17 protein-coding genes and 1 other annotated feature (1 of these 18 only partly in view) are annotated in these 18,603 nt (G+C 61.5%); of the genes, 16 read left to right on the forward strand and 1 reads right to left on the reverse strand.

The features are described 5' to 3' along the window. The 14 genes from LKD23_RS03045 to ribF form a co-directional block, all read left to right on the forward strand. Nucleotides 1–189: hypothetical protein (locus LKD23_RS03045; protein ID WP_227620305.1), on the forward strand; the 189-nt coding region annotated here is incomplete at its 5' end. 16 nt (nucleotides 190–205) lie between these two features. After that, complete coding sequence (gene rlmH / locus LKD23_RS03050; RefSeq protein WP_227620306.1) at nucleotides 206–691, forward strand: 23S rRNA (pseudouridine(1915)-N(3))-methyltransferase RlmH; 486 nt, start codon at nucleotides 206–208, stop codon at nucleotides 689–691. Nucleotides 692–1,373: 682 nt separating this feature from the next. After that, the gene (locus LKD23_RS03055; protein WP_227620307.1) at nucleotides 1,374–1,931 is read left to right on the forward strand and encodes a hypothetical protein; all 558 of its coding nucleotides are present in this window, start codon (nucleotides 1,374–1,376) and stop codon (nucleotides 1,929–1,931) included. Between the two features lie 263 nt (nucleotides 1,932–2,194). Further along, entirely contained in the window at nucleotides 2,195–3,616 is a 1,422-nt protein-coding gene (locus LKD23_RS03060) for a glycine--tRNA ligase (RefSeq protein ID WP_227620308.1), read from the forward strand. Between the two features lie 639 nt (nucleotides 3,617–4,255). Next, nucleotides 4,256–5,497, forward strand: a complete 1,242-nt coding sequence (locus LKD23_RS03065; protein ID WP_227620309.1) for an aminopeptidase — start codon at nucleotides 4,256–4,258, stop codon at nucleotides 5,495–5,497. Between the two features lie 126 nt (nucleotides 5,498–5,623). Next, nucleotides 5,624–6,109 (forward strand): ribosome maturation factor RimP, encoded by a 486-nt coding sequence (rimP, locus tag LKD23_RS03070; RefSeq protein WP_227620310.1) that lies wholly within the window; start codon nucleotides 5,624–5,626, stop codon nucleotides 6,107–6,109. Nucleotides 6,110–6,182: 73 nt separating this feature from the next. Continuing rightward, nucleotides 6,183–7,304, forward strand: coding sequence for a transcription termination factor NusA (nusA, locus tag LKD23_RS03075; RefSeq protein WP_227620311.1), 1,122 nt, complete (start codon nucleotides 6,183–6,185; stop codon nucleotides 7,302–7,304). Between the two features lie 33 nt (nucleotides 7,305–7,337). Then, the gene (rnpM, locus tag LKD23_RS03080) at nucleotides 7,338–7,643 is read left to right on the forward strand and encodes an RNase P modulator RnpM (RefSeq protein ID WP_227620312.1); all 306 of its coding nucleotides are present in this window, start codon (nucleotides 7,338–7,340) and stop codon (nucleotides 7,641–7,643) included. Continuing rightward, nucleotides 7,627–8,004 (forward strand): L7Ae/L30e/S12e/Gadd45 family ribosomal protein, encoded by a 378-nt coding sequence (locus LKD23_RS03085; protein WP_227620313.1) that lies wholly within the window; start codon nucleotides 7,627–7,629, stop codon nucleotides 8,002–8,004. The genes rnpM and LKD23_RS03085 overlap by 17 nt, the downstream gene beginning before the upstream one ends. Further along, nucleotides 8,001–10,448, forward strand: coding sequence for a translation initiation factor IF-2 (infB, locus tag LKD23_RS03090; RefSeq protein WP_227620314.1), 2,448 nt, complete (start codon nucleotides 8,001–8,003; stop codon nucleotides 10,446–10,448). Before LKD23_RS03085 ends, infB begins: the two co-directional genes overlap by 4 nt. A gap of 64 nt (nucleotides 10,449–10,512) precedes the next feature. After that, a complete protein-coding gene (gene rbfA, locus LKD23_RS03095) occupies nucleotides 10,513–10,899 on the forward strand; it encodes a 30S ribosome-binding factor RbfA (protein ID WP_227620315.1) in 387 nt (128 codons plus the stop codon). Between the two features lie 31 nt (nucleotides 10,900–10,930). Next, nucleotides 10,931–11,914, forward strand: coding sequence for a DHH family phosphoesterase (locus tag LKD23_RS03100; protein WP_227620316.1), 984 nt, complete (start codon nucleotides 10,931–10,933; stop codon nucleotides 11,912–11,914). Beyond that, nucleotides 11,914–12,807 (forward strand): tRNA pseudouridine(55) synthase TruB, encoded by an 894-nt coding sequence (truB, locus tag LKD23_RS03105; RefSeq protein ID WP_227620317.1) that lies wholly within the window; start codon nucleotides 11,914–11,916, stop codon nucleotides 12,805–12,807. Before LKD23_RS03100 ends, truB begins: the two co-directional genes overlap by 1 nt. Nucleotides 12,808–12,813: 6 nt before the next feature. Continuing rightward, nucleotides 12,814–13,731, forward strand: coding sequence for a riboflavin biosynthesis protein RibF (gene ribF, locus LKD23_RS03110; RefSeq protein WP_227620318.1), 918 nt, complete (start codon nucleotides 12,814–12,816; stop codon nucleotides 13,729–13,731). Between the two features lie 75 nt (nucleotides 13,732–13,806). On the opposite strand, the gene LKD23_RS03115 is transcribed toward ribF, so the two are convergent. Further along, nucleotides 13,807–15,357, reverse strand: coding sequence for a carboxylesterase family protein (locus LKD23_RS03115; protein WP_227620319.1), 1,551 nt, complete (start codon nucleotides 15,355–15,357; stop codon nucleotides 13,807–13,809). Nucleotides 15,358–15,584: 227 nt separating this feature from the next. Here LKD23_RS03115 and rpsO point away from each other — a divergent pair, with 227 nt between their 5' ends. Both rpsO and LKD23_RS03125 read left to right on the forward strand, forming a co-directional pair. After that, a complete protein-coding gene (gene rpsO, locus LKD23_RS03120) occupies nucleotides 15,585–15,839 on the forward strand; it encodes a 30S ribosomal protein S15 (RefSeq protein ID WP_005933138.1) in 255 nt (84 codons plus the stop codon). Nucleotides 15,840–16,057: 218 nt separating this feature from the next. Beyond that, nucleotides 16,058–18,202: a polyribonucleotide nucleotidyltransferase gene (locus LKD23_RS03125; RefSeq protein WP_227620320.1), complete on the forward strand. Its 2,145-nt coding sequence runs from the start codon at nucleotides 16,058–16,060 to the stop codon at nucleotides 18,200–18,202. A 145-nt stretch (nucleotides 18,203–18,347) separates the two neighbouring features. Then, nucleotides 18,348–18,603 (forward strand) — a binding site (T-box leader) (it continues 7 nt past the right edge of the window).

An 18,603-nucleotide genomic window follows, 5' to 3' on the forward strand; every position in this document is an offset into this window, starting at 1 on the left:
TCGTGGATCCAGCGCGTCGAAATCGCTGGTGCTTTTCTGGTTCTCTTTTGGCACGCAAAAGAGAACATTAGCCTTAACGAAAAAGCGCTCTGCCCCGCGCACAGGCGCGCAAGCTCACTCAAAGAAAACCAAGCCCTGCGACAACAGAAATTTGACCCCGCGCTGCCAGCGCGAGATACCACACAATAAAAGAGGAACAATAACAATGCAGAACATCGACTTGATTTGCGTCGGCAAGCTCAACGCGAAGTATTTCGCCGAGGGCGTGGCCGAATACCAGAAGCGTCTGGCGGCGTTCGCGTCTTTCCGCATCGTCGAGCTGCCGGAGGAGAAGATCGAAGAGAAAAATGCCTCCGACGCTGTGGTGAAAAAAGCGCTGGACAAGGAGGGCAAAGCCATCCTCGCCAGCGCCCGCAAGGGCGCGGCCATCGTGGCCATGTGCATCGAGGGAAAGCAGATCTCCTCCGATGAGCTGGCGCAGTTCCTCGCCGACCGTGCAAACAGCGGGGCGGGGGATGTGGCTTTCGTCATCGGCTCGTCCCACGGCCTCTCAGAGGAGGTCAAGCGTGCGGCGGCGCTCAAGTTCAGCATGGGCCGCATCACGATGCCCCATCAGCTGGCCCGCCTCGTCCTCACGGAACAGATCTACCGCGCCTGCACCATCAACGCGGGGATGAAGTATCACAAATAAGCTGAAAGAATCGGAGGACGGAACAGGCAGCCGTCGCCCATTGTTAGGAGATGCGGGAATCGTCACCCCGCCTGATTCTCAGAGAAAAGGCCGTTGCAGAAATGCAGCGGTCTTTTTTGCGTGGAAAAATCGGGGAAGGCGGAGAGGATGTGGAAAACTCAGCGGCGTGCGAAAGCCTCTCCCTTTGGGAGCAACGGCGACGACCGCCGCCAGCAGCGGAAACAGGGAGGAGCTGTTGGGGCAGCGGCCAGCAGGATGCAAGTGACAGCGAAGCAGACGCTGGGAGCCGCAACCCGGGCTGTGGCATTGCGAAGCAATGACGGAGAGGGCAAGCTCCTCTCCCGAGAGCCGCCGCACAGCGATAAGCTGTCCCTTTGTCAGAGCGATGCCATCGCCGTGTCTGCGCTTCCCCGTCAGCGCCCTTGCCCTCTCAGGCGCTTCACGCCAGCTCTCCCAAAGGGAGAGCCGCAGGCGGAGTGGTTGTATTTCGCTGTCCCTTTCTGTGAATTTGTGGAAAATGCACGGTTTGGATAGAGATAATTTGTAAATGTGATAAAAATGCGAAAAAGATATTGACAAATCTATTCGGGGGGGGGTATAATGAGGCCACAGGCCGACAGCCGGAAATGGATGGCCTGCCTGTATAATTTATTTTTACTTATGGAGGCAAAAAATCATGAAAATGGCAAAGAAACTTCTGGCCCTCGTCCTGACCGGCGTCATGGCAATGTCCATGCTGACCGGCTGCGCAAGCATCTCTTCTCGTCAGGTCGCTGACGAGCTGGAGGGTATGCTGAAGGCCGCTAACCCCAAGGCTACCGTCAAGGCTGTCGATGACGATCTGGCAAAAAAGGCAGTCGATGCTGCTAAGACCACTGACGGCAAGCTCAAGGCTGAGGCTACTCTGAAGGCTGACGTCAAGACTGCACTGAGCAAGGATAACAACGATAAGTACGTCTGGTACGACTGCTTTGAGACCAAGGATCTGAAGAAGGGTGATAAGGCTCAGAAGATCGCCAAGAAGATGATGCTCGTGATGCCCATTGCCACAACGATCAACACCGGTGCCGCTGTCAACTACAGTGACGTCAAGGTCGATGGCAAGAGCGGCACTGCCATCGAGGCTGGCAACGAGTTTAAGCTGAGCATGAAGGAGTTCACCATCGGCAGCGGCAAGGATGCAAAGGATTACGTCATGGTCGTTGTCACCTGCAAGGCTCAGGTCAAGTCTGCTTCCTGATTCTTCCAACTAAGCAATTCCCTATTTCTTCGATAAAAAATGGCACCAAGGCCCGGAGTGGAGACACCCCGGGCCTTGGTGTTTTCAGGGAAGGAACGCGGAAGAACAACGCGGTTTGGCCTTTACAATCCCCCCAAAACATGATAAAGTAAAGATAATGTGCTTTCGACAGGAAAGGCACGCCCGGCTGCGGGGAAAGCGGCCGGGAGAATACTACAACACGACACGGCAAACCAGCCGCGGACGGAAAGGATGTACTTACAATGGAACAGAGCGAAAAGACCCTTGATATGATCGTCAATCTCTGCAAGAACCGTGGTTATGTGTTCCCCGGCTCTGAGATCTACGGCGGTCTGGCCAATAGCTGGGACTACGGCCCTCTGGGCGTCGAGTTCAAGAACAACGTCAAGAAGGCATGGCTGAAGAAGTTCGTGCAGGAAAGCCCCTACAACGTCGGCCTCGATGCCGCCATCATCATGAACCCCCAGACCTGGGTGACGACCGGCCACGTTTCCAGCTTCTCTGACCCCCTGCTGGACTGCCGCGCCTGCAAGGCCCGCCACCGCGCCGATAAGCTCATCGGCGAGGAGCACCCCGAGGTCAACGTCGATGCCATGAGCTTCGACGAGATGGACGCTTTCATCGCCGAGCACGAGGACATCGTCTGCCCCGTCTGCGGTAAGCACGACTTCACCCCCATCCGTAAGTTCAACCTGATGTTCAAGACCGCCATCGGCGTCACCGAGGACAGCTCTTCGACCTGCTATCTCCGCCCCGAGACCGCACAGGGCATCTTCGTCAACTTTGCCAACATCCAGCGCACCACCCGCCGCAAGCTGCCCTTCGGCGTGTGTCAGGTGGGCAAGGCTTTCCGCAACGAGATCACCCCGGGCAACTTCACCTTCCGCACCCGCGAGTTCGAGCAGATGGAGTGCGAGTTCTTCTGCAAGCCCGGCACCGACCTCAAGTGGTTCAGCTACTGGAAGGACTACTGCGAGAACTGGCTGCTGAGCCTTGGCATCAAGAAGGAGCATCTGCGCCTGCGTGACCACGAGCCTGCCGAGCTGGCCTTCTACAGCCGCGCTACCACTGACATCGAGTACGCCTTCCCGTTCACCGACTGGGGCGAGCTGTGGGGCATCGCAGACCGCACCAACTACGACCTGACCCGCCATCAGGAGGCCTCCGGCAAGAGCCTCGAGTATTTCGACAGCGAGACCAATGAGCACTACATCCCCTACGTCATCGAGCCGTCTCTGGGCTGTGACCGTGTGGCTCTGGCCTTCCTGTGCGAGGCCTACGACGAGGAGCACCTGACCGACAGCAAGGGCAAGGAGGACATCCGCACCGTCCTGCACCTGCATCCGGCTCTGGCTCCCTACAAGTGCGCCGTCCTGCCCCTGAGCAAGAAGCTGGGCGACAAGGCCATGGAGATCCGCAACGAGCTGAGCAAGTACTTCATGGTGGACTACGACGACACCGGCTCCATCGGCAAGCGCTACCGCCGCGAGGATGAGATCGGCACCCCGTACTGCATCACCGTGGACTTCGACACCGTGGGCGACGAGGCCAAGGGCATCGCAGCCGACAACTGCGTCACCGTCCGCGACCGCGACACCATGGAGCAGGTGCGTATGCCCATCTCCGAGCTGAAGAGCTACATCGAGAGCAAGATCGAGTTCTGATAAAAAACTTACTTTTGTGAGTGAAAAACAGCCCCGCCGTTGCATTTTCGGCGGGGCTGTGGTTTTATACAACGAAAGAAAGTGCTGTCTGGCAAACGGTCAGTACCTTTCCGGCAAGTCAATCACAAAGAATGACCGCACGAGTTTGGTAGGCACGGCGGTCATTTTTTGTTGAAAAACTACGGAATGTCTGTTATACTTAAAATATGAGAGTGCTGCCCACATACGGCAGGCGGTCTTGCAGCTCTTTGGCACGGTGTCAGGGAGCCTGCATTGCTGCACCCCTGACGCTTCACTGCGAAAGGGGGGATGGACCATGACGCTTTTGGAGACTTTAGCTCTGCTGACGCTGATTGCAACGGTCGGCTTTGGAATGTTCGACATCGCTTGGAAAATCTTCGGCAACAAAAAATGACCGCCCCCAGTCTCGCAAACTGAGCGGTCATTTTTGTGACTAGCCAAAGAGCGAAGACCGTTTGCCGGGCAACACTCTCTTTTTGTATCTATAGTATAACACGATAACGTGAAAAAGGCAATGGATCTCCTGAAATTTCAAATATGGACAACTCCCCTGTAAATGGGTTATACTGTTAATCAGAAAATGCACCGCCGTGTTCTGCACGGCAGAAAGGAATCTTTGTGGAAAACTTTGACATTCTTCTGAAAAAATATGCCGACTTCATCGTCCGGGTGGGCGTGAACCCCCAGCCGGGCCAGACCCTCATCATCAACTGCTGCCTCGAGGCCGCTCCGCTGGCCCGTCTGTGTGTGCGCAGCGCCTACGAGGCCGGTGCCCGTGACGTGCTGGTGAACTGGAGCGACAACGACGTCTCCCGCAGCCGGATGGAGCTGGGCAGCGAGGAGGCTCTGAGCGATTTCAAGTCGTGGCAGCTGCGCCGCTATCTCGACTACGCCGAGAGCGAGGGCAGCGTCTGCGTCCTCCACATCCACGCCGACGACCCCGAGGTCTACGCCGGTCTGGACGGTGCGAAGATCAGCCGGGTGAACGCCGGTCAGCGCAAGTTCATGGCCCCGTGGCGGGAGTACACCATGAACGACCGCGTCCAGTGGTCCATCGCCGCCATGCCCAGTGCCCCGTGGGCCAAGAAGATGTTCCCGGAGCTGGACGAGGCTGCCGCCGTCGAGAAGCTCTGGAAGCTCATCTTCGACGTCTGCCGGGTGACGAACGGCGACCCGGTCAACGAGTGGAAGGCCCATCTCGACCGCCTGACCGACCTGAAAAACAAGATGAACGCCCTCGACCTCGAGAGCGTCCACTTTGAGAGCGCCAACGGCACCGACCTGACCGTGGGCATCGCCGATAAGGCCACATGGGAGAGCGCCGCCAGCGTCAGCGAGAAGGGCGTGGTCTTCCTGCCCAACATCCCCACCGAGGAAGTCTTCACCGCGCCCCACAAGGACAAGGTGGACGGCATCGTCTACGGCACCAAGCCCTATGTCTTCAATGGCCAGCTCATCAAGGGCTTCCATGTTACCTTCAAGGATGGCCGGGTCGTGGAGCACGGGGCTGAGGAGGGCGCAGAGCTGCTGGGCCAGCTGCTGGACACCGACGAGGGTGCACGCAGCATCGGCGAGGTGGCGCTGGTGCCCGCCTCCAGCCCCATCAACCGCAGCGGCGCGCTGTTCTACAGCACCCTTTTCGACGAGAACGCCGCCTGCCACATCGCCTTCGGTGCCAGCTACCCCGGCACCACCGAGAACGGCACCCGCCTGTCGAAGAACGAGCTGCTGGCCCGGGGCATGAACCAGTCCACCATCCACGAGGATGTCATGGTCGGCGCGGAGGACAGCCATATCACCGGCAAATGCCGCGACGGCCGCACCGTGGAACTCTTCCGCGACGGCGTCTGGGTGCTGTGAGAAGAGGATTTTTCACGAAAAAGCTTGCATAATTCGCAAGAGTATGCTATATTCTAGTAGTACGCTATAGTTTTATTGGAAAGTGGGCCGCAAGGTCCGCTTTTCTTGTTTGTTTGGAGGTTTTTTATGGCGAAGCAGTCTGGCGGCAATACCGCCCAGAGAGTCGAAGCGCTTGTCCGCCCCACCGTGGAGGGCATGGGCCTGCGCCTGTGGGATGTGGTCTTTGAGAAGGAAGGGCCGGACTGGTATCTTCGCGTGCTCATCGACAAGGACGGCACCATGGACACCGACACCTGTGCGGAAGTGTCCCACGCGCTGGACCCCATCCTTGATGAGGCAGACCCCATCGACCAGAGCTATTATCTCGAGGTGGGCAGCCCCGGCCTTGGCCGTAAGCTGACCCGCCCGGAGCACTATGAGGCGCTCAAGGGCGAAAAGATCGGCGTCAAGCTCATCCGCCCTAACGCCGACGGCGTGCGCGAGTTTGCCGGCATCCTCAAAGGCCGTGAGGGCAGCACCGTCACGGTCGAGACCGAGAACGGCCCGGTGAGCTTTGAGGTGAGCGCTGCATCCAGCGTCCATCTCTGTGATGATGAACACCTGTTTGACTGAAAACAGCTCTCCCGGGGGAGAGCCAAAGAGGAACCGAGAGAAGATACAATATAAACTAGGAGGAACCCGAAAAATGGCAGCAGCGAACAACGAATTTTTTGAAGCTCTCTCCATGCTGGAGCACGAGCGCGGCATTACGGCAGAGTACCTGATCGACAAGATCAAGGCTGCTATCATCATTGCCGTGAAGAAGAACTATGAGGTCGAGGACGACCACGTCATGGTCGAGATCGACCCCGAGACCGGCAAGTTCAACGTCGCCCTCATTCAGGACGTCGTGGCCGACGAGGACTGGTACGACGAGCACAGCGAGATCGGCATCACCGAGGCACAGCACATCCGCAAGAGCTATCAGGTGGGCGACCGGGTCGTGACCCCCCTCAAGACCAAGGACTTCGGCCGCATCGCCGCCCAGACCGCAAAGCACGTCATCCGTCAGGGCATCCGCGAGGCCGAGCGCAGCCAGCAGCTGAGCGAGATCCAGTCCCGCGCCCACGACATCGTGCAGGCCACCGTCACCCGCGTTGACCCCGAGAAGGGCATCGTTGCCCTCGATCTGGGCAAGGGCGGCGAGGCCATCCTGCCCCGCAACGAGCAGGTGCCCGGCGAGGTGTACACCGAGGGACAGATGCTGCAGGTCTACATCGTGGATGTGGTGGCCAGCGAGCGCGGTCCCCGCGTCATGATCAGCCGAACCCACCCCGGCCTCGTCAAGCGTCTGTTCGAGCTGGAGGTGCCCGAGATCTATGACGGCACCGTCGAGGTCAAGGCCATCAGCCGCGAGGCCGGTGCCCGCACCAAGATGGCTGTCTGGTCCAAGGACCCCAACGTCAATCCCGTCTCCGCCTGCATCGGCCCCCACGGCGACCGTGTGGCCGCTGTGGTCGAGAAGCTGGGCGGTGAGAAGATCGACATCGTGAAGTGGAGCGAGGATGTCTCCGAGTTCATCTCCGCTGCCCTCAGCCCCGCCAAGGTGGTCAAGGTCGAGCTTCTGCCCGGCGAGACCCGCTCCTGCCGCGTGACCGTGCCTGACCAGCAGTTGAGCCTTGCCATCGGCAACAAGGGCCAGAACGCCCGTCTGTGCGCCCGCCTGACCGGCTACAACATCGACATCCGCCCCGAGAGCGGCTACTACGGCGAGGAAGAGCCGAAGGCTGCCGAGGCGGAGAAGACCGAAGACACCGCCGCAGAATAAGCGCAGAACACCTGCCGAAGGAGGGAAAACCGGATGGCACAAAAAAAGATCCCTGCCCGCCAGTGCATCGGCTGCATGACCAGCCGCCCCAAGAAGGAGCTGGTGCGTGTGGTGCGCGCACCCAGCGGAGAGATCAGCATCGACCCCGTGGGCAAGAAGCCCGGCCGCGGTGCTTACCTCTGCCCGGATGCCGCCTGCCTTGCAAAGGCAAAGAAGAAGAAGGCGCTGGAACGCTGCTTTGAGCAGCCGGTCCCCGCCGAGGTATACGATGCACTGGCCCAGCAGCTGGCCGGTGTGGAAGTGGAAAAGGAGGCTGACCGCGATGGCAAAGAAGCATAACGCCCCCGAAAAACCGGCCCTCGAGCCGAAAGAGGCCCTGTTTCAGGCCGTGAGCCTCTGCCGCAAGGCGGGTGCACTGACCATGGGCTTCGATGCAGTGGAGGAGGCCGTCGTCAAGGGCAAGGCGTGGCTGGTCATGACCGCGTCGGACGCCAGCGCCAAGACCGTGCAGCGGCTCAACTACGCTGTGGGCGATATGGTGGACGTCATCCCCATGCCGCTGACACAGGATAAGCTGGCTGACATCAGCCGCAAACCGGTGGCCGTGTATGCTGTCACCGACCGCAACCTCGCCAAGCTCTGCTTTGACCGGCTGACGGCGTGCGGAGCGATTCAAAATGAGGAGGATATGAGCGAATGACCGTAAAATATAAAGTGAGCGATTTTGCAAAGGACCTGAGCATCTCTGCCAAGAAGGTCCTCGATGAACTGAACGCCATGGGCAGCACCGGCAAGAAGAACAGCTCCACTCTGGAGGAGAACGAGCTGAACTACCTGCTGGAGAAGTTCAGCAAGGACAACAGCGTCAAGAACCTCGACGAGTTCCTGAACAGCGCCAAGGCCCCCAAGGCCGAGGCGAAGCCTGCCGAGAAGAAGGCAGAGCCGAAGGCGGAGAAGAAGCCGGAGGCCAAGAGCGAGAAAAAGCCCGAGCCTGCAAAGGCGGAGGCAAAGCCCGCCGCCAAGCACGACAACGGCAAGAAGCCCGAGCAGCACAAGAAGCGGGAGGAGAAGACCGTCTCTCTGCGGGATCTGGCCCGTGAGACCGGCGCAAAGGCCGCAGCTGCCCCCGCACAGTCCGTCTCCGTCCGCCGCGAGGACAATCAGGTGACGGTGGATACCCGCACTGTCGATATGAACGTGGACCGCTTCGATGCCCGCTACGACGATCTGGCCTCCACCAAGAACACCGAAAACCGCCGCAAGCCCACCCCGCAGGGCAACAAGCAGAAGTTCACCCAGCGCGGCCAGCGCCAGCGCCAGCAGTTCCAGAAGGGCAAGCGCGAGACCGAGTTCGAGCGTCTGCAGCGCATCCAGCTGGAAAAGGCCCGCAACGCACAGCTGAAAGTCCTTATCCCCGATGAGATCACCGTCGGCGAGCTGGCCGCCCGCCTGAAGCAGCAGGCAGGCAAGGTCATCGCCAAGTTCATGCAGATGGGCGAGATGCACGCCATCAACGACGTCATCGACTTCGATACCGCTTCTCTTCTGGCCGAGGAGTTCCACGCCAAGGTCGAGAAGGAAGTCCATGTCACCATCGAAGAGCGCCTGTTCACGCAGGAGGAGGACGCACAGGAAGACCTCGTCACCCGTCCCCCGGTCGTCTGCGTCATGGGCCACGTTGACCACGGCAAGACCAGTATCCTCGACGCCATCCGCAAGACCAACGTCACCGCAGGCGAGGCCGGCGGCATCACGCAGGCCATCGGCGCCTATCAGGTCAAGGTCAACGACAGCCTCATCACCTTCCTCGATACTCCGGGCCATGAGGCATTCACCTCCATGCGTGCCCGCGGCGCCAACATGACTGACATCGCCGTTCTGGTCGTTGCTGCCGATGACGGCATCATGCCCCAGACCGTCGAGTCCATCAACCACGCCAAGGCAGCCAACGTCAAGCTCATCGTGGCCATGAACAAGATGGATAAGCCCACCGCCAACCCCGAGCGTGTGATGGAGGGCCTGACCAAGTACGGCATCATCACCGAGGACTGGGGCGGCGACGTGGCCTGCATTCCCGTTTCTGCCCTGACCGGCATGGGCATCAACGACCTGCTGGAGCGCATCGCGCTGGAGGCCGAGGTCATGGAGCTGAAGGCCAACCCCAACCGCCGCGCCAAGGGTGCTGTCGTCGAGGCTCGTCTGGATAAGGGTCAGGGTCCCATCGCTACCATTCTGGTGCAGAACGGCACCCTCCACTCCGGCGATGTCATCATCGCCGGTACCGCTGTGGGCCGCGTGCGCACCATGCGCAGCGACAAGGGCGTGCTGCTGAACGATGCAGGCCCCTCCACCCCCGTGGAGATCACCGGCCTGACCGCTGTGCCGGAGGCCGGCGACCTGTTCGAGGCCGTCGAGGACGAGCGTCTGGCTCGTGAGCTGGCCGAGCAGCGTGTTGCCGCCGCCAAGGAGAAGCAGTTCTCCTCCTTCCAGAAGGTCACGCTGGATAACCTGTTCAGCCAGATGGCACAGAACGACATGAAGGAGCTGGCCATCGTCGTCAAGGCGGATGTGCAGGGCTCCGCCGAGGCCGTCAAGCAGAGCCTTGAGAAGATCTCCAACGAGGAGGTCCGCGTCCGCGTCATCCACGCCGGTGTCGGTGCCATCAGCAAGTCCGACGTCGATCTGGCCGACGCCTCCAACGCTATCATCATCGGCTTCAACGTCCGCCCCGACAATGTGGCGAAGGAAGAGGCTGCGGCCACCAAGGTCGAGATGCGGATGTACCGCGTCATCTACGACGCCATCAACGACGTCACCGACGCTATGAAGGGTATGCTGGCTCCCAAGTTCCGCGAGGTGTCTCTGGGCGAGCTGCAGGTCCGTCAGGTCTACAAGATCAGCAACGTCGGCACCGTCGCAGGCTGCCGCGTCACCAGCGGCAAGATCACCCGCGACAGCAAGGTGCGCGTCGTCCGTGACGGCATCGTCATCACCGAGGACGAGATCGCATCGCTGAAGCGCTTCAAGGACGACGCCAAGGAAGTGGCCGAGGGTTACGAGTGCGGCGTCACTCTGGCAAAGTTTGCCGACGTCAAGGAAGGCGACGTCTACGAGGCCTTCAAGATGGAAGAATACCGCGACTAAGAGTTGAAGGTACTGTTATCACCGCCCATCGGGCGGTGATAACAGACTTTTTAGAGGAGAAACTATGTCTCAGAAAAATATGGGCCGTCTGGCGCAGGACATGAAGCGTGAGCTGATCGCCATCATCGGACGGCTGAAGGACCCGCGGCTGGAGGGCGGTCTGCTGACCGTCACCCGGCTGGATGTGACGCCGGATCTGGACGTGGCAAAGGTCTATGTGAGCGTGATGGGCCGCGAGGACGGCCCCAAGCCTGCCATCGAGGCCCTGAACCGCGCCGCAGGCCATGTGCGCACCGAAGTGAGTAAGAAGATGCACATCCGCAAGGCACCCCGCTTCATCTTTGTGGAGGACGACGGTGCCGCCTATGCAGCCCACATCAACGAGCTGCTCCGCACGCTGAATGTGAATGGCGATGCCGAGGAGACTCAGCCCGCCGAGACCGAGGAATAAATCCAGCGCTGCGGAAAGGATGATCCATCGAATGACAGAACAGCTCAATGTGCAGCAGATGGCCCAGCGCCTCTGTGCTGCGGACAACATTTTGATCCTGTGTCATAAAAACCCGGACGGCGACACCATCGGCTGCGGCAGCGCCCTCTGCCACGCGCTCAAGGCGCTGGGCAAGACGGCGGCTGTCCTCTGCTCCGATGCAGTGCCCTCCCGCTACAGCTTTACCGCGCCGGTGATGTTCCGGGGCGGCTTCGAGCCGAAGACCGTCGTGGCCGTGGACGTTGCCAGCGTGCAGCTCTTCGGCGAAAACAACGGCGTGCCCCAGTATACCCGCCACATCGATCTCTGCATCGACCACCACGCGGGCAACAGCGGCTATGCGGACTTCACCCTGCTGGACGGCAGCGCGGCCGCGGCGGCAGAGCTTCTGTATGAGGTCATCAGCGAGATGGGCGTGGAGATCACCCCCCTCATCGCCAACTGCCTTTACACCGGCCTTGCCACCGACACCGGCTGCTTCCGCTTCTCGTCCACCACGGCCAACACCCACCTTGTGGCGGCGAAGCTCATTCTGGCGGGCGCGCAGCTGGAAGAGCTGAACACTCTGCTCTTTGACACCAAGCCCCGGGAACGGATGGAGGCCGAGCGCATCGCCCGCAACCATCTGGAATATCATCTGGACGACCGCTGCGCCCTGATGTACCTCACCCGCGACGAGATCGAGCAGAGTGGCGTGGACCCTGCGGATCTGGAGGAGCTGACCAGCCTGCCCATCAGCATCGAGGGCGTCAAAGTGGGGCTGCTGCTCCGCCAGCAGCCCGGCGGCAGCTACCGCATCAGCGTGCGCACCGCCAAGGGCGTGGACGCCTGTGCCATCGCGCGGCGTCTGGGCGGCGGCGGCCACACCCGCGCGGCGGGCTGTGAACTGCTGGGCAACCTCGACAACGCCAAGAACGCCATTCTGGCCGAAGTGCAGGCGGAGCTTGACCGCCCCGAGATGCAGGAGGAAGGCTGATGCAGGGCATCCTGATCGTAGATAAGCCGATGGACTGGACCAGCTTCGACGTCATCGCCAAGCTGCGCGGCATCCTCGGTACCCGCAAGCTGGGCCACAGCGGCACCCTCGACCCCATGGCCACCGGCGTTCTGCCGGTGTTCTGCGGCGGGGCCAGCAAGGCTGTGGACCTTCAGCTCGACCACACCAAGACCTACTGCGCCCGGCTGAAGCTGGGGCTGCGCACCGACACCGGCGACATCACCGGCACCGTGCTGGAAACGGCCCCGGTGACGGCGGGGGAGGCCGAGCTGCTGGCGGTGCTGCCCCGGTTCCTCGGCCCGCAGATGCAGACGCCGCCCATGTATTCGGCGGTCAAGCTCAACGGCCAGCCCCTCTATAAGCTGGCCCGCGAGGGCGTGACCGTGGAGCGGAAGGCCCGCCCCATCGAGATACTGGACATCCGGTACGGCGGCAGCCCGGCGGAGAACGAATACGTCCTCACGGTCTGCTGTTCCAAGGGCACCTATATCCGTACCCTGCTGGAGGACATCGCTGCTGCGATGGGCCAGAAGGGCACCATGAGCGCTCTGCGCCGGACGACGGCAGGCGTCTACACCGAGGCCGACGCCCACACGCTGGAAGAGATCCAGGCCGCGAAGGACGCAGGCCCCGAGGCGCTGCAGGCGCTGATGCTGCCGGTGGAGAGCGTGTTCGAGAGCCTGCCTCTGCTGGTGGTGGAGCCGAGGGTGGAGCAGCATCTTTACAATGGCTGCCCCACCAGCCGCTACCCGGCGGCAGATGGCCGCTACCGCGTGCGCAGCGCCGGGGGACAGTTCCTCGGGCTTGCAAAGATCACCGGCGGCGTGCTCAAGGTCGAAAAACTCTTCGTAGAGAGAAACGAAAAGGACTAAACATTCATGCAGATCTATTCGCAGCTTGCGCCGCTTGCGCTGGGCGGTGCCCACGGCTCTGCTGTGGCAATGGGCTTTTTTGACGGCATCCACATCGGCCACCGGGCTGTCATCGGCAGCGCGGTGGAGTGGGCCAAAGCCCATGGCGCGGCCCCAGTGGTCTTCACCTTCCGCCTGCCCGCCGAGAACAAGATGAAGGGCAAGCGGCTGCTCTCCACCGAGGACAAGCACGCCCTCATCGCCAGCCTCGGCGTCGAGCACTACCTCTGCCCCGATTTCGAGGAGATCAAGGCCATGACGCCCGAGCAGTTCGTGCTGGGCATCATCCGGGACTGCAACGCCCGGGCGCTGTTCTGCGGCGAGAACTTCACCTTCGGTGCCAAGGCGGCGGGCACGCCGGAGCTGCTGCGTCAGCTCTGCGCACCGCTGGGTGTGGAGGTGATCGTCCTGCCGATGGCGCAGTTCGAGGAGAAACCGGTCTCCTCCACCCGCATCCGCACCGCTCTGGAGGGCGGCGACATCCCGGCGGCCAACGCCATGCTGGGGATGCCCTACGCCATCCGCTTCACGGTGCACCACGGGGCGGGTCTTGGCCGGACGCTGGGGGTGCCCACCATCAACCAGATCTATCCGCAGGGCTTCCAGCTGCCCCGGTACGGCATCTATATCACCCGCACCAAGATCGGAGAGCACTGGTATCCTTCGGCCACCGGTCTCGGCACCCGGCCCACCGTCAACAGCGACGAGAGCAAAGTGACCTGTGAGACCTTCATCCCGGGCTTTACCGGCGACCTTTACGGCACCGACCCGGTGGTGGAGTTCCATGCCTACCTCAGCCCCAGCAAAAAGTTCGACACGCTGGACGAGCTGCGGGGCTGCATCGACCACGCAGCGAAGCGCGCACAGGAATACTTTGCGGAGTGACGGCACCGTCCGCTGAACAAAAAGAAAGAAGCACCCTGCTGATGCGCTTGCATCGGCGGGGTGCTTTCTGCTTGGTCAGAAGTAGAAGCCCGAAAGGTAAAGGTGCTCCACGGTCTCTTTTTCGGCGTCGGAGAGGGAGGCGTCTGCGGCCATCGCGGCGCGGATGCTCTCCCGGGTGTCGGGGTAGGCAGAGAGGGAGGAAAAGCACGCAGTGCTGTCCGCGTCGAGCCGGAGGACGGTGCGGCTCTGGGGCGTCCATTCCGCCCAGCCCGGGGTGCCGCTGGTCATGAAATCGGCGAGGGACTGCTTCAGGCGGGAAGAGAGGGCCTGTGCACCCTCGGAGGAGAGGTCGGCGCAGCGGGAGAAGCTGCTCTCGCCCGACAAAAGGGCCAGCAGGATGCCGTGGAAGGAGCCGAGGCCCGGGAGGACGGTGCGGCTGTCGGCCCCGCCGTAGTCGATGAGGCCCAGCCAGACCGGTGCGCTGCCGCCCAGCGCCTCGGCGAGGGCCTCGGTGCTGCTCCACCGGCAGAGGGCCGAGCCGTACCGGACGGCGTAGGCCCGGGCCGGGCCGGAGGCGGGCCGCAGGTCGTCCCGGACGAGGCCGCTGAACTCAGTAGCGCTGCTCAGGAGCAGGAGGGGGACGGCGCTCCGGGCATCCCGGGGGAGCAGCGCCTCGTCGGCATAGAGGATGGAGGGCGCACCGAGGGCCGCGATGCGGGCGGGTTCGAGGCCGCAGAGCCACTCCCGGACGTCAGCCCCCGGCGTCAGCAGCCATCCGGCGGCGGAAGCCGGGTCGGCAAACAGGCTGTCCTCCACGGCCAGCGGCGCGAAGCGCTCGGCCAGCAGATGGGCCGAAGCGTCCGGGTCGGCCAGAGACCAGCCGCCCGAGAGCGCAGCGGCCCGCTGGAAACGGCCCCGGGAGAGGGGGCTGGCCGCGAGGGCAGCCGCCATCCGTCCGCCGTCGGAAAAGCCGCAGAGGGTGATGCTGGCCCCATCGCCGCCGAAGTGGTGGATGTTCTCCTTCACCCAGTCCAGTGCCCGGAGGATGTCCAGCAGGGCAAAGTTTCCGGCGGCGTCTGAACCGGTAGTAAGGGCGGGCAGGCAGTTCCAGCCGAACAGCCCCAGCCGGTAACTGAGGGCCACGAAGACGCAGCCGGTGTCCCGTACAAGTGCGCTGCCGGGCAGCTCCTGCGGCGAGCCGGAAAAGGCGCTGCCATGGAGATAGACGAGGACGGGCCGCTTTTTTGCCTCCGGCACGGAATAGATGTCCAACGTCAGACAGTCCTCGGTGCCGAGGGGGAAGCTGGTGTACTGATACGCTGCCGGGGCGGGGGCGGTGCAGTCCCGCACCGTCCGCCAGCGGGCAGGCTCTCGGGGGGATGTCCAGCGGTCCTCGCCTGTGGGTGCGGCCCCGTAGGGGATGCCGTACCAGCAGAGGGTGCCATCCTCCCGCGCCCTGCCCCGCACCGGGCCATACTGGGTCGGGCGGAGGGGCGTGACGGGGGAGAACAGGCCGTTTTCGGATGGGGAAGGAGCCGCATCGGCCGGGCAGAGCGGGCAGGCCAGCGCCGCTGCGGCGGCTGCGCTCCCTTTCAGGAAGCTGCGGCGGGAAAATTCACATAACATATAGAGATACCTCGTTTTGATAACAGACAGATTATACCATGACTCGACAGAAAAACAATATCCTCATTTTTGCGCATCTGTAAAAATTTTTCTTGCTTTTTACGGTTGTTTCTGTTATACTAGCACTGTTACCGCGATACGGGGCTGGGAGTATGCCCATCCGGGAGTACCGTTTTCCCGCTGCTGTGCCGTCGGCAAATAAAATTTTATAAAGAGGTACTGTTACTATGAACAAGCAGGAAGTTATGGCCAAAGTCGCTCTGACCGAGAAGGACACTGGCTCCCCCGAGGTTCAGGTCGCTCTGCTGACCGCTCACATCAACGAGCTGAACGAGCATCTGAAGAAGAACCCGAACGATCACCACAGCCGCCGTGGTCTGATGAAGATGGTTGGCCGCCGCCGCAATCTGCTGGCCTACCTCCAGAAGAAGGACATCGAGCGTTACCGTGCTCTGATCGCAACTCTGGGTCTGCGTAAGTAATAGAAAACAGAGGGCAGGTACCGCAATGTGGTGCCTGCCCTTTGCTCTTTTTTGTTGGATTTTCCCTTGTATCCCAAGCTCTGGAACAAATAGGCCGCTGCTGCGTGTTGCAGCAGTAAATCGAGCGCCTGTGCCTTGGTACGGACGCTGGATTTATTGCTATGATGCGCGGCGGGCAGCCTTTTGGAATATCAAACGGACATAAGGAGGCAAACCAAATGGCAATCGAATTTGGTTCCCGCAAAGAAAACTTTGACAACTTCAAAGTTTACGAGACTACGCTGGCAGGCCGCCCCTTCAAGGTGGAAATGGGCAAGATGTGCGGCTTGTCCAACGCAAGCGCCCTCATCCGCTACGGCGAGACCTGCGTGATGTGCAACGTGGTCATGAGCCCCAAGCCCCGCGAAGGCGTCGATTTCTTCCCCCTGAACGTGGAGTACGAGGAAAAGCTCTACGCCGCAGGCCGCATCCCCGGCAGCTTCATGCGCCGTGAGGGCCGCCCCGGCGAGCGCGCCATCCTGACCAGCCGCGTCGTGGACCGCCCCATGCGCCCCCTGTTCCCCAAGGAGATGCGCAACGACGTCTGCATCACCATGACGGTCATGAGCCTTGACCCCGATTGCAGCCCCGAGATCGCCGGTATGATCGGCGCTTCGCTGGTCACTGCCGTGTCGGAGATCCCCTGGAACGGCCCCATCGGCGGCGTGCAGGTGGGTCTGGTGGACGGCGAGATCGTCCTGAACCCCACGCAGGAGCAGCGCAGAAAGAGCGACCTGGCCCTGACCGTTGCCGCCACCATGGACAAGATCGTCATGATCGAGGCCGGTGCCAACGAGGTGGATGAGGACACCATGCTGGACGCCATCAAGGCCGCTCATGTGGAGATCAAGAAGGTCATCGGGTTCATCAACAGCATCGTGGCCGAGCGCGGCAAGCCGAAGATCGATTTTCAGGTCGTGGGCCTCGATATGGATATGTTCCATGCCATCAAGGAGAAGTATCTGGACGACTTCAAGGCCGCCATGGACACCGACGACAAGAATGTGCGTGACGCCGCCCTGCTGCCCATCATGGACAAGATCGCCGAGGAGTACCCCGACCTGACCGACGCCGACCTCGACCTCGTCAGCTACAAGATGCAGAAGTATGTCGTCCGCCGCTGGCTGCTGGATGAGGGCAAGCGTGTGGATGGCCGCGGCATCAACGAGATCCGTCCGCTGGCCGCAGAGGTCGGCATCCTGCCCCGCGTGCATGGCTCCGGTATGTTCACCCGCGGCCAGACGCAGGTGCTCACCACCTGCACCCTCGGCGGCACCAAGGACAACCAGCTCATGGATGACCTGACCGACGAGCAGACCAAGCGGTACATCCACCACTACAACTTCCCGCCGTACTCCGTCGGCGAGGCCCGCGCACCCCGCAGCCCCGGCCGCCGCGAGATCGGCCACGGCGCACTGGCCGAGCGCGCTCTCGTGCCCGTGCTGCCCTCTCTGGAGGAGTTCCCCTACACCATCCGCTGCGTGTCTGAGGTCCTGTCCTCCAACGGCTCTACCTCGCAGGCTTCCATCTGCGGCTCTACGCTGGCCCTGATGGACGCAGGCGTGCCCATCAAGGCTCCGGTCGCCGGCATCTCCTGCGGCCTCATCACCGAGGGTGACCGCTGGATGACCATGCTGGACATTCAGGGTGTCGAGGACTTCCACGGCGACATGGACTTCAAGGTGGGCGGCACCCGCAAGGGCATCACCGCCATCCAGATGGACATCAAGATCGACGGCCTGACCTACGACATCATCGCTGAGGCCTTCGAGAAGTGCCGCAAGGGCCGTCTGTACATCCTCGATGAGATCATCAAGCCGGTCATCGCCGAGCCTCGCCATGAGCTGAGCCGCTGGGCACCCAAGATGTTCAGCATGATGATCCCCACCGATAAGATCAAGGACGTCATCGGCAAGGGCGGCAAGGTCATTCAGGACATCTGCGCCACCTGCAACTGCAAGATCGACGTGCAGGAGGACGGCCATGTCTTCGTCTCTGCGGTGGATCAGGAGGACGCAAAGCGGGCCATCTTTACCATCAGGACCATCGTGGAGGACCCCGAGATCGGTGCCATCTACAAGGGCAAAGTCACCCGCCTGATGAACTTCGGCGCCTTCGTCGAGATCGCTCCGGGCAAGGAGGGCCTCGTCCACATCTCCAAGCTGGACACCAAGCGGGTCGAGCGGGTGGAGGATGTGGTCGCCGTGGGCGATGCCATCGTCGTCAAGGTGACGGACATCGACCAGCAGGGCCGCATCAACCTGAGCCGCCGCGATGCCATTCTGGCTCTGGAAGCCAAGAAGGCACAGCAGGAGCAGGGCTAAATCACGTTTTCCAAAATGCCTCCGCGCACCTCGCGCGGGGGCATTTTTGTCTGCCGGGCGAAAAAATTTTAATTCCCTACCAGAAAAGTTTGTTGTAAGGGTTGACAAATCCTGTCAAGGCGAGTACAATAAACGCAATATCACAAAAATGGCTGTGAAGAGAAGAGTAAGCTTTCGCATGAGCCTTACCAGAAAGCCCGGAGGATGGAAAAGGGCAGGAAACAGGAAGCTGAAAATGGTCTCGGAGCTGCGCGGACGACGAGCAAGAGCACTAGTCCGCGACGGGTGCGCCCGTTAAAGCGTCCGGCTGTAAGCAGAAAGAGTTTCTGCCGCAGTTTTGAGGCAGCGTCTGTGAGGATGCTGCGAACCAAGGTGGTACCACGGAAGTTTCAGGCCTCCGT

This window comes from Faecalibacterium butyricigenerans, from assembly GCF_020687345.1.
In the GTDB taxonomy this organism is placed as follows: Bacteria; Bacillota; Clostridia; order Oscillospirales; family Ruminococcaceae; genus Faecalibacterium; species Faecalibacterium butyricigenerans.